Annotated in this window: 6 protein-coding genes and 1 pseudogene; all 7 read right to left on the bottom strand. The window is 61.4% G+C overall.

From position 1 onward, the window contains the following. Nucleotides 1-6: 6 nt before the first annotated feature. On the bottom strand, nt 7-1,056 hold the full coding sequence (locus KBC96_07790) for a hypothetical protein (protein ID MBP6964290.1): 1,050 nt from the start codon (nt 1,054-1,056) through the stop codon (nt 7-9). Then, nucleotides 1,053-2,480 carry a trimethylamine methyltransferase family protein gene (locus tag KBC96_07785; protein MBP6964289.1) on the bottom strand — a complete coding sequence of 476 codons (1,428 nt, stop codon included), beginning with the start codon at nt 2,478-2,480 and terminating at the stop codon, nt 1,053-1,055. The genes KBC96_07790 and KBC96_07785 overlap by 4 nt, the downstream gene beginning before the upstream one ends. Next, nucleotides 2,477-3,802 (bottom strand): hypothetical protein, encoded by a 1,326-nt coding sequence (locus tag KBC96_07780; GenBank protein ID MBP6964288.1) that lies wholly within the window; start codon nt 3,800-3,802, stop codon nt 2,477-2,479. The genes KBC96_07785 and KBC96_07780 overlap by 4 nt, the downstream gene beginning before the upstream one ends. An 88-nt stretch (nt 3,803-3,890) precedes the next feature. After that, nucleotides 3,891-4,886, bottom strand: coding sequence for an alpha-ketoacid dehydrogenase subunit beta (locus tag KBC96_07775; GenBank protein MBP6964287.1), 996 nt, complete (start codon nt 4,884-4,886; stop codon nt 3,891-3,893). Between the two features lie 180 nt (nt 4,887-5,066). Beyond that, nucleotides 5,067-6,122: pseudogene (locus tag KBC96_07770) on the bottom strand (thiamine pyrophosphate-dependent dehydrogenase E1 component subunit alpha). A 242-nt stretch (nt 6,123-6,364) separates the two neighbouring features. Next, nucleotides 6,365-9,787 (bottom strand): family 10 glycosylhydrolase, encoded by a 3,423-nt coding sequence (locus KBC96_07765; protein ID MBP6964286.1) that lies wholly within the window; start codon nt 9,785-9,787, stop codon nt 6,365-6,367. 234 nt (nt 9,788-10,021) lie between these two features. Then, nucleotides 10,022-12,492: fibronectin type III domain-containing protein (locus KBC96_07760; protein MBP6964285.1), on the bottom strand; the 2,471-nt coding region annotated here is incomplete at its 5' end.

Raw genomic sequence — 12,492 nt, 5'->3', positions numbered from 1 at the left:
CGGTAATCAACCATCTGCTGCGCATCTCTTCAGGCCATAGTGATACGTCTCGTCGCAGAAGGCCTCGAGGCTCTCGATCGGGCAGTCGGCGGTTATGCCGTTGCCTGCGGTGATCATCAGTCGGCCTTCCTTCGGGCGCCAGTAGGTGTCGATGAGATACCGGATCTCCACACGGACTTCCTCTGGTGTGCCCCAGGGGATCACCTGCTGCACGTCGAGCCCGGCCCAGACGCAGATGTTCTGGCCGAACCGCTCGGCGATCACCTGGTCATCCATTGTGTGCTTCTGGATCGGGTGCAGAACATCGAGCCCCGCGTCGATCCAGTCCGGGATGAACTTCTCGACGTTTCCGCAGCAGTGCAGCCAGAAATGCATGTCCAACTCGTGCGCCTTGGCAAACAGTTCGGCGTAGTAGGGCAGGAAGAACTCGCGGAAGATCTCCGGCGAGAAGAACGGTCCGGTCTGAGTGCCGAGGTCGTCGCTTGTGAAGATGCCGTCGATGCCGGCCTCGTGCCTCGCGCGCTCCATCATGCGCAGGTAGAAGTCAGTCAGCGCGCGGAAGAGCCGGTGGACGCTCTCCGGATCGGTGTAGTAGTCCATCAGCGCGTTCGTCATGCCGCGCATTGACCAGTGGCGCTCGAAGTAGCAGAACCAGAAGTTGCCGAGCATATACCGCCCGTCCGACACGATCCCCGCCGGGATCAGCCCGGGGTATTCGGGACTCGGCCAGTTCTCCAGAATCGCATCGAGCAGCGACCAGTCGGGGATTGCCATCTTCGAGTCGATCGCGCCGCCGCAGTCGATGTCGGGGTCGCTGTAGTTCATCCAGCGGTACTCGGGATCGTCCTCGGGGGCGTCGTACATCCCGGGCATGCGGATTCCGATCGTCTGGACGTCCATCGGGTAGGTCGCCAGGATGTCTCTCGCTCGCCGCTCCTGCACGCCGAACCTCGCGGGGTCGGTCCAGAAGTGCACCATCATCGGCACGCGCGGCGCGACCGAGCACCCCTCGATTACCGAGGCGGTTTCATGTCGAGTGAGTGGGGCGTAGCTCATCGATCCAACTCCTGCTTCGCTGCGGCAACGATCTCGTTCATCGCTCGATCCAGATATGGCGAGACCGGCTCCGGGACGTGCGTGCGGAGGATCTCCTCCTTGCGGGCACGGCAGCGCTCCTGCATCGAGGTTGCGCCGGCATCGAGCCACGCCTGGTAGTAGTCGCGGTCGAGCAGGCGTGGGAAGTACAACTCCCGGCGGAAGTGCTCGGCGGTGTGCTCGCGGTCGATGAATGTCCCGCCCGGACCTGCTTCATCGATCACGTCGAGGCCGAGTGCCTCATCGCTCAGATCGATCGGACGCATCGTGCTCTCCACGAAGGCGATCACCTCGTGCTGGAGCATCAGCATGTCGAGCGACGACGCCTGATCGACGCCGCTGATCCCCATGTGGCCGAAGACATCCGCTCCTGTCGCCGCTCCGAGCGCCAGGGTGATGCCAGCCTCCATGCCGGCTTGGGCATCGGCGCACTTCGAGTCGGTCAGCCCGACGTTGATGTAGACCGGCAGGCCGTAGTGCTTGCCCATCTGAGTCATCGCCACCCCGAAGATTGCCTGCTCGGGGCCGCTGAATATCATCTGGGTCGTGCGCATGTCGAACGCATGGCAGATTCCGCTGTAGCAGACCGGCATGCCCGGGCGGATCAGCTGGGTTATGCAGACTCCCGCGAGAATCTCGGCGCTCTCCTGGGCGATCGTTCCGGCTATAGTAGCCGGCGCGGAGAGGCCCATCTGCGCCATCGGTCCGATCGGCACCGGGAGGTTAAGGCGCGCGGTCTCGAAGAGCAGATCGATCCCGTTGTAGGGGAACCGCAGCGGGCTGATCGGCTCAAGGAACGGGTAGCAGACCGGGAACTTGGCAGCCTCATATTCGCTGCCACGGAGCGCGATCATCATCTCGATGAGGTACTTCGCCGATGCCCGGTCGTGAAACCAGAAATGGATCGGCTTGGTCGTATTGCGGATCATCGTCGCCATGACCTCGACGCACCGGTAGCTGACCGGCGTCTCGTGCGGATCGGCCATCGCGCCTGGCATGGTAATCTGGTCGAGCGCGTCGGCGAAGCGGGCGGCGGTGGCGACATCGTCCATGGTGACGAACCGGCGCCGTCCGTGAAGCTCATCGACCCAGTAGGCTTCCCCCGCGATCGAGTTGTAGTTCCGCTTGCCGACCCCGAACTCCGCTCTGCGTGAGAGATCACGGCCGTAGAGGGTGAACTGCTTTCCGGCTTGGTCCAGGGAATGCATGACGAGATCGGCGGGGATGCGCACGATCTGCTTTGCCCAGTCCACCTGCGCGCCTGCGTCGGCGAATCGGCTCAGCACTTCCTGATGCGGAATGTGCACGCCGGTCCGCTCGAGTATCGAGAGCGATGACTCGTGTGCGCGGATGATTTGGCTTTCGGACAGGACTCTCGCTATCATCTAGTCTCTCTGAACTGGGGCAGGTACTCCGCTTGGGTCGCGAGGAGTTCGTCCGCGAGTTTCTCGGCGGTCTCCATCGACTCGACCGCTCCATCAAGGACGAGCGCCTGGATGAACTTGTCCCGGCTGCCTTCGAGCGCTGCCTCGACCGTCGTCTCGACCCACGCGAGCCGCGTCGCCAGCGTGCCGACGATGCCGGAGGGCAGCGGAGGCTGGGCGATGGGGTGCATACCCGAGCCATCGGCCACACATGGACCCTCTACAATGGCATCCTTCGGGAAGTTCGGGACCTGTCCGGTGTTCGGCAGGTTGGCCGAGTAGGTGCGCCCGGCGTCGGTCCGGATGCTCTCGATGATCTCCATGACCTGCTCGTGCTCGCCGCCGATCCGCTCGAAGAACTCCTCCCCGAGCGGTTCTTTCGACGCGGCGACCTCCTTCATCTCGTCGAAGATCCGGTCACCAGCGGCGATCGTGCCCTCGAAGCTGAATGCATCGCCCCCCAGCTTCTTGCCATAGTAGTCGCCGGTGCGGAAGAACTGCGGGAAAAACTCGGTGATGTGCCGGTCGAGCACCGCAGGAAACGCGCCGAAGAGCTTCATCATCTGCCAGGTGAACACGTCGATCGCGTCCGGTCCGTGCTCGCCGAGTTGCCCGACCCGCTCATCGGCGATCTGAAGCAGCTTGGGCATTGCGTCCTGACCGTCGATCCTGACATCGGTGAACCACGTGAGGTGGTTCATCCCGACGGCGGCGTAGTTGATCCGCGTGGGATCGGCTCCCAGCACTTGGGAGAGGTGATGCGCGACGTGGAAGACGCCGTGGCAGAGGCCGACCATGTTCGCGCCGGTCGCCTTGCGGACGCCCCTGCAGACCGGGCCCATCGGGTTGCCGTAGTTGAAGAGGAGCGCGTTCGGGGCGAGATCGAGCACGTCCTCGGCGATGGAGACCATCGAGGGGATCATCCTAAGCGCCCGGGACGTCCCACCGGGCATGACACTGTCACCGACGGGCTGATAGATGCCGTACTTGCGCGGGATGAAGACATCCTGCTCCCACGCGCGTCGTCCGCCGACGCCGATGGTGCAGATCACCGCCGTCGCGCCGGGGAGGACATCCCGACGGTCGAGGAATGCGCTCAGGGTGATCGGTGACTTCCGCGCCTCGATCATCTTGCGGGTCAGGCCCTCTGCGACCTCAAGCGCCTCGGGGTCGATGTCGACCAGCGCCAGATCGCACTCCTGGCCGCGCTGGATCAGGTCCGCAACCATCCCTCGCGTGAACATAGCGCTTCCGGCGCCGATGAGAACGTACTTCTCCTGCACTCTTCCCTCCTGGATGCCTGGTTCAAGATAGAGGGGATGGAGTACAACTCCATCCCCGACTTCGGCTGCCTTTCTGTGTGGTCGTCGCCTACAGGACCGACTTGACCGCCGCGACGATATCATCCCGCTTGGGGACGACAGCGTCCTCGAGCGGCTCGCTCATCGGGATCGGGACGTCCTTGCCCGCCAGGACTACCGGCGGGGCATCGAGGTAATCGAAGCAGAGCGTGCCGTCTGCGAATCGGTACTCGCTCACGTCGCGGACGATTTCCGAGCCGATGCCGCACCGGACGAACCCCTCGGAGACGGTGATCAGGCGCCCTGTCTTCTTCACCGAGTTCGCGATCGTCTCGACATCGAGCGGTTTGAGCGTACGCGGGTCGATGACCTCGACGCTGATGCCCTCCTTCTCCAGTTCGAGCGCCGCATCCATTGCGAAGTGAAGCTGCCTCGAGTAGGCGACGATCGTCGCGTCCGTGCCCTTGCGCTTGATGTCGGCCACGCCAAGCGGAATGATGTAGTCGTCGGTCGGGACCGGACCCATCACACCGCTGTAGAGGACCTTGTGTTCGATGAAGATCACAGGATTGTCGTCCCGGATCGCGGCCTTCAGGAGCCCCTTCGCGTCGTATGGTGTCGAGGGCATCACGACGAACAGACCGGGGATGTGGACGAGCCATGCTTCAAGACTCTCTGAGTGGTGGGCCGCTATACTTCGTCCGACGCCGCCTTCCGTTCTCAGAACCGTCGGGACCTTCGTCTTGCCGCCGAACATGTATCGATTGTATGCCATGTTGTGAACGATCTGGTCGGATGCGATGGTTAGAAAGTCAATGTACATGATCTCTGAGATCGGCCTCATGCCGCGCATCGCCGCCGCCGCCGCCGCCCCCGCTACCGCCGCTTCGGAGATCGCGGTGTCAATCACTCGCTCGGGACCGAACTCGGCGTAGAGCCCTCGGGTCGCCGCGTATGCGCCGCCGTAAAGTCCGACATCTTCGCCCATTATGAACACAGTCTTGTCGCGCTTCATCTCATCTCTCTGGGCGTCAACTATCGCCTGGCCGAAGGTGATCACCGGCATGCCGAACTGGGCCTCGAACTTGGTCGTGGTATCCTTGTTCAGCTTCGGGAGCGCGGTCTTCGCAACCTGGTCCGACTGCTCGCGCAGGAATCGCCGGATATCAGTCTCCATGGCGTTGATCTTCTCAGCAATCGGCCTCTCCTGCGCCTTCTGAGCTTCCCAGACCTCAACGTTCTTCGGCACGTAAACGTCGTCGTACAGCTCGCTGGGATCGGGGTAGGGGCTGTCCGAAGCAAACTTGGTTGCCTTCTCGATTGCATCGAACGCCTTGTCTTTGATGGTGTCGAGATCAGCCTCTGTCAGAACGCCGGCCGCTTGGAGCCTCGCGCGGAAACAGTCCACGGGGCACTTGCACTTCCACTCGGCCTCTTCGTCCTTCGTTCGATAGATGCGCTGGTCGCTGATCGAGTGCCCGAACCAGCGGTATGTCTTTGCCTCGATGAGCGTCGGTCCACCGCCCTTGCGGGCCCGTTCGACCGCCTTGCCCACCGCCTCGCGGACCGCGATGACGTCCATGCCGTCCACTATCTCGCCCGGAATCCCATAGGCGCAGGCGCGGTCGGCCACGTCTTGTATTCTGGAGGCCGTCCCGGCCTCGTCCACCGACTTCTCGTTGAACGGGACTGACATGCCATAGAGGTTGTTCTCGCATATGTAGACGATGGGGAGGCCGCCGAGCATTGTTGCGCCCATGTTGAGCGCCTCATGGAAGCTTCCCGTGTTGCTCGCGCCGTCGCCGAAGAAGCAGAGGACGACGTTGTTCGTGCCCTTGAGCTTCTCGGCCAGAGCAGCCCCTGTCCCGATTGGTATGTTTCCGCCGACGATCCCGGTCGAGCCGAGGTTGCCTTTTTCGACGTCCGCGATGTGCATCGAGCCTCCGCGCCCCTTACAGTATCCGGTCGCGCGGCCCATGAGTTCGGCCATCATCTTGTTCCAGTGGTCCTGGCGCTCGGCCTCGTCCTTCGCGTGCCTCACTCCGATCGCGCCGCAATGACCGTGGCCTCGGTGTGTGCTGGCGATCACGTCGTCCAACTCCAGCGTCGAGATCGCGCCGACCGCGACCGCTTCCTCACCCGCATACAGGTGTGAGGCCCCCTTTATCACGCCGAGTTTCAACAGCTCGGCGACTTTCTCTTCGAAGAATCGTATCTCATACATCTGGCGCAGGAAATCAGCGAGAGTCTCTTTCCCGAGATCGCCAAACGCGCTGGACGTGCTCTTTCGTGTCTTAGCCATAGTGAACTCCTCTGATCGGCGGAACGAGGCCGCGAATAGGTTCGGTAGAACGGCCCGGCCGCAGTGCAGTGCTGTTGCGACAGGCTGCCGGAACAGAGCTATTCTAAGGGTTCATGCCGTGCTGCGTCAACCTGGAACTATCTGGGAAGACGGTATCCGGCGCACACACATTCAAAAGGCAGGCATCGCAGTCCGATGCCTGCCGTAGGACCGGCGAAGAAGCCCTGTGATTCGGATAGCGCCTAGTGAGATTGCAGGTCTCTAGCCATGATCTGGGGGTAGATGCCGTAGTCGCTTCCGACTCTGCACGAGACTACTCCGGTGACAACGCTGTACCGGCCAAGGACCGCGGAGTCCCCTGCGCCTGTCCAGATCTTGACGCCGCTGTTCGCAGTATCGTCCCGGAGTCTGCTCCCATCGTCGAGGTAGAAGCCGTCCGGCAGCACCGCCGTCACCTTGCCGGCAACGGAAACCAGTAGGCCGACGTTGTTCAACCCTGCGGCTCCGGCCATCCCGGGAGCATAGCTGCCGAACGGACTGCCGCCGACCCACCTGTGGTTCATCATCAGCGGCTCGACGGTATCTCCGATGACCCCGGGCACGATCTTGCAGAAGACCAGCGCTCTCTCGCAAGCGTTCACCAGTCGGATGCGGCCGGACACTTGGACCGTGTAGTTTGGCGCAGGGCCTACCGCGGACTCTACCCGGATGCCGGAAGCTCGACTACAGTCCTGCATGTAGAACGCCGCGGCAAACTTGGAACTCACGCTCGCGGTCGGAATCGATACCGGAGTGTTATTCGGGAGACCCTTGGCTTCCGCTATGCTCGAAACCGCGTACGCGACGGTGACGCCCGAGGAAGACATCGGATTGGAGACAAGGCCGAAGTCGTTCACGGCACGCACCGAGATATAGTAGGTTGACCCGACGGTGAGTACAAGTCCCGTGATAGTCGCGGAGGTCGCAGTACCTGAGCTAGTCCAGCTCTTTACGTTGACCGATCCGGGCGACGTGCCTACGGCATAGTCATACCGCGCGATGCCGCTTTCGGGCTCGGCGGCCGCCCACGATGCCTCCAGGACTGTGGTGGATGTGGTGTACAGATCGTCGCTCACGGACGTCATTACGGGCGCGGTGGAGTCGGCGGATCCCTTGAACACCCACTTCACAGCATCGGCGCTGACATACCTCGTATCCAAGGACAAAGTAGTGAGTTCGACGTATCCGCTGGTGCCCGCTTGGAAGGGCAGGTGCTGGCCGATGAGAAACCAACCACCTTGGTTCGGTGTGACGGAGTATTGGTCCTGAAAGCTCGTCACGCTGCCGTTGTGGTAGTAGGTGGTGTATGGAGCGGCGTTGTTTCGGTTGGTGCCCTTCTGATAGAAGGCATATACGTCATAGTACCCAGCGACGGCAAGATTTGGCGTCCACCGACACTTGCGGGTGACGCTCGACTCAGTCAACGAGCCGTCGCCCGCTCGATAGAGGTAGTTTGTGCCGATCTTGGGCACCTCGGCGACCGACCCGACCGACCAGGCGTTGCCGCCGGGAGAAGTGTTGGTCCATCCCGGATCGAGGTTGTCTATGATGACGTCCTCCGTCGTGGAGGCCGTGATGAAGGTGGCGTCGATCGTCTGCGCGCTTCCGTAAGTATTGGCGCTGACACATTGGTAGTGATATGTCGTCAAGGGCGTGAGGCCGGTTACCGTCACGGCATGCGAGGTTGTGCTTGAGTTTGAATCCGCCGCCTGGCTGCCGTATGAGGACGTGAGGCCGTAGTTGACCAGTCCGCTGCTCGCCACGTTGGTCGTCCACGCGATCGTCGCGGTCGTTGCGGTGGTCGCGACCATCGGCGTGGCAATGATACTCGGGGGACCGAGGGTGGTAAACGTGTAGTCCGCTGACGTGCTGGATCCGTTTGCATTGGCCGAGATCACTCTGTAGTGATAGAGGGTGCTCTGATTCAGCCCGGTGAGCGCCACGGAGTGGGATGTCACCTGAGTGATGTCCAGGGAACTCGAGCTACCGTATGCTGATGTCGTGCCGTATTCGACCTGGCTCGAGGACACGAGGTTGGTGGTCCAGGTGATTGTGGCGGCATTGTTGGTGACGCCTGTAGCCTGCACGTTCGAAATCTGCGGTACGGGCTGGTCGCCGAGAGTCAGATTCCGGACGTACATATTGCCCGTCACCTCACCGACAGCGACCGTCACCAGAGACTGGGCGTTGGGATATCCGGACTTGCTCGCGGTAACCGTATAGCTTCCCGGCATCAGGTCGATGAAGGCATAGAAGCCGGTGCCGTCGCATATCATAGATCTGCTATCGGGGCCTGCGATCGTCACGGTCGCGCCGTCTACCCACTTGCCGTCCGCCGCAGAGGTGACTGTGCCGCTGACATGTCCCTTAGCCGGGCTCGTCTTCCACGGCATGCTCGGTATGCTGGCCCACGCAGGTGTGACCTCCGATAGGAGCAGAGGCTCCCAAGCATCCCAGGTGCCGCCCGTCCAGGGCGCGCGGTAGGAATAGCCGCACCAACCGTCAGCGTAGTTTCCGGCAGGTGATGCCGTACGTGTCATCAGCAGTTCCTCTATGGCATCGTTGACATCCACGTTATGGTATACGCCCACTCCGACAATCATATGCCGGTTGAACTTGCGATCCTTCTCGAAGTTGATCCACCGCAGATAGTCGCCAGGAAGGAGAGCGAGATCGTAGTAGGTCATGGGGATGCCCATGTCCACGATGCCTTCCTGCATCCAACTGTCCCAGTCCGAATAGACATCGTAGTACGGACGCGTCGCCATAAACGCGGCTCGGGTCGAGGCCGTGGGGGAGGGGTTCCAGGTGACGAAGGATCCGGATATCTTGACCTGGGGCTTGACCGATTGTACCTTGGCATAGACACGCCGCACTAGCGCCGTCACCTGATCTCGGCGCCATTGCTGCCACTGCTCGTTTGTATATGCGGGTTGACCGGTCAGATTGTAGCGTGCGTTGTACCGGGCTACACTCGTCGGGTTGTATCCTTCGGTGTTCCCTTGGAAACGAATGTAGTCATAGTGCAGGCCGTCGATGTCGAAGTTGGTCACAAGGTCCATGCAGACGTCGGTGAGGTAGTCGAGGCACAGCGGATGCCCTGGGTCGAAGGCTCCGGCATCTACCTCTGATCCCGAGGAGTTACGAGTAGGCCAGTAGTTGTCCAGATTTATCAGGCTGCCGGTCGGCGGATCGTTGTGAGCCTCATAGACCGCTCCTCCAGCCGTTCGGAACGGAACGATCCAGCAGTGGACCTCGATGCGCTGCTTGCCGCCGGTGGTATCATGCGCGGCGTTGATCATAGCCTGCAGCGCGTTGAAGTTGGCAGGGCTCAGGCCGGAGAAGTACGGCTCGCCCATTCCGGATGGATAGCAGACATCGGAGCGCCGACGCACCTGCACCACCACCATGTTGCAGTTGGCCTCTCGAATATCTCCCTTCTGCGTGGCGCTGCCTACGACTCCCAGCAGCTTGTCCACCTGAGATTGGTCGAGGAAGCCGGGTCCCCACGCGTCAACCCACCATGCTCTGTACTCATCGGCCGTAGCCGTAGATGCTCCGGACAAGCAGAGCGCTAATACGGCGGACACTACGATGATCTGTAACACTGAACTCGTTCTGGTCATTTCCTCTGCCCCTTGAGAGATTATCAGGATGGAACGACAACGGTCAGCATGAACCGTCTCCCGCCAACGTCCTACAAAGATTCTAGGCGATATACACCATCCGGTCAAGGACGCTGGCGATATTCAGGTATTATTACCGGGTATGGGAAACTGCGACCCGGCGTGGAAAAGGCAGGCGGTACGATGACCGCCTGCCTCTGTCATTCAGCAGGAGTGTCGCGTCAGGCTCATATTCTAGCGGCTAAGGACATCACCACTCAGAATCTGAGCGTAGATCGCATCGCCCGTGCCGGTTCGGCACGAGACGACACCGGTCACTAAGTAGTACTGATTCAGAGTCGCCGAGTTCGGCGCGCCTGTCCAGACTTTGATACCATTGTTCCCCGAGTCGTCCTTGAGCCCTGCGCCGTCATCCAGGTAGAACCCGTCCGCCGTCAATGCTGTCACTCTACCGGCGAGGGACACCAGAAGACCGACGTTGTGCACTCCGATCCCGCTGGTCATCCCAGGAGTGTGGGACCCGAAGGCCTGTCCGCCCGCAGCCGTAGTCCGCACGAAGAGCGGCTCGACGGCCGTGGCGATATTGCCGGCGACTATCTTGCAGTCTGTAAGGGCTCTCTCGCATCTGTTGACCAGGGCAAGTCGGCCGAACACCTGCACTGTGTAGTTCTTGCCGGGAGCGTTGCTCGATTCGACGCGGATGCCGGACGCCCTGTCGGCTCCCTGCATGTAGAATGCCGTTGCGAACTTCTCGCTTACACTCGTGACGGGTATCGCCACCGGCGTCCCATCGGGCATTCCCTTGGCTTCGGCGATGCTTGAGACCGAATATGCTACGGTCACTCCATCCGAGTTGACCGGGTCCGAAACGAGTTGCTGGTCGTTGACGGCTCGTACTGATACAAAATACGTTCCCCCGACGGCCAGGTTCAGACCGCCGATCGTGGCGGACGTTGCGTTGCCGGCGCTTGTCCAGCCCTTGAGGTCGGCAAGCCCCGGGAACGATCCCACCGCATAGTCGTAGCGGACAATCGTTCCGTCGGGCTCGGTCGCCGACCAGGAAGCATTCAGGCTGGTCGTGGAAGTCGTGTACTTCTCGTCCTCGACCGAGGTCATTATCGGTGGAGTTGTGTCCGCGGCTGACTTCAGAACCCACTTGGCGGCGTCTGCACTCACCAACTTGGTGTCGAGGGACATCGTAGTGACCTCGACGTATCCGCCGGTGCCGGCCGCGAACGGCAGATCCTGTCCGATAAGGAACCAGTCGCCTTGGTTTGCGAGAGTCGAATACTGGTTCTGTACGCTGGTTACGACCCCACCGCTGTAGCATACCTTGAAGGGCGCGCTCTCGTTTCGGTTGGTGCCCAACTGATAGAACACATATACGTCGTAGGTGCCGGCGGCTGGGATATTCGGGGTCCAGCGGCACTTCCTTGTGGAAGCTATCTCCGACAGCGAACCGTCACCGTTCCGATAGAGATAGTTCGTCCCGATCTTGGGAACTCCGGCCACCGAAGCGATGGTCCACGTATTCGATGGGTTGGTGGACGTGTTTGTCCAACCCGGATCGGTGTTGTCAACGATGATATCGCTGGACACGGCCGCCGTGCTGAATGTCAAGTCCGCGGTCTGCGCTGTCCCGTAGGCATTGGTCGAACTGCACGTGTAGTGGTAGAGCGTCGTCGGTGTCAGCCCTGTGATAGTCACGGAATGGCTGGTCGTACTTGTGTTCAGGTCTGAGGCCTGACTGCCGTAGGAGGATGTCAGACCGTAGGTGACCACTCCGTTGGAAGGCCAGTCTGTAGTCCAGGTGATCGTTGCGGAACTCGCTGTCGTGCTTGCCACGGGTCCGTTGGTTATGGTCGGCGGCCCGAGTGTTGTGAAGGTGTAATCACCGGAGGTTGCCGTGCCGTTCACGTTCGCCGAAATCACCCGGTAGTGGTACGGCGTGTTCGGGGCGAGTCCGGAAAGGGCGACGGAATGAGAGGTCACCGGCGTGCCGTCCAACGGGGTCATGCTCCCGTAGGCGATGGTCGTTCCGTACTCAACGCGGCTCGACGAGGCCAGGTTCGTCGTCCATGTGATCGTTGCGGCAGCACTCGTCAGCCCGGTGGCCTGCACGTTCGATATTACAGGCACCGGGGTCTCGCCCAGCGAGAGATCGGTCACGTACATGTTGCCTGTGACCGATCCGAGCGCCACGACTACGGATCTTACGCTGCTCGGATATCCCGACTTGCTCGCGGTCACCGTATAAGTCCCGGGGGTCAGGTCTATGAAAGCGTAGAACCCCGTGCCGTCGGTCAGCATCGTGCGGCTCTCCGGTCCGGTGATCGAGACGGTCGCCCCGTCTACCCACTTCCCATTGGACGCGTAGGTGACCGTACCGCTGATGTGCCCCTTGGTCGGGCTGCTCTTCCACGGCATGTCGGGTACGTCGTCCCACGTCGGCGTCACCTGCGAGACCAGCGTCGGGCTGAAGCCTGCCCATGTGCCGCTGGCGTACGGGACCCGGTATGAGTAGCCGCAGAACCCGGCGGCGTACTTGCCGGCCGGCGAAGCGTTCCGGGTCTGCTGGATCTCCAGGATCGCGTTCGAAAGCGAGTTCAGGTAGATCCCGGGCCCGATGATCGCCTGCCGGTTGAACTGGCGGTCCTTTATGAAGTTCATCCACCTCGTCCAGTCGCTCGGGTAGGTGGCGTAGT

It is taken from the genome of Armatimonadota bacterium (assembly GCA_017993055.1).
GTDB lineage: Bacteria > Armatimonadota > UBA5829 > DTJY01 > DTJY01 > JAGONM01.
This window is presented reverse-complemented; position numbering and strand designations above follow the sequence as displayed.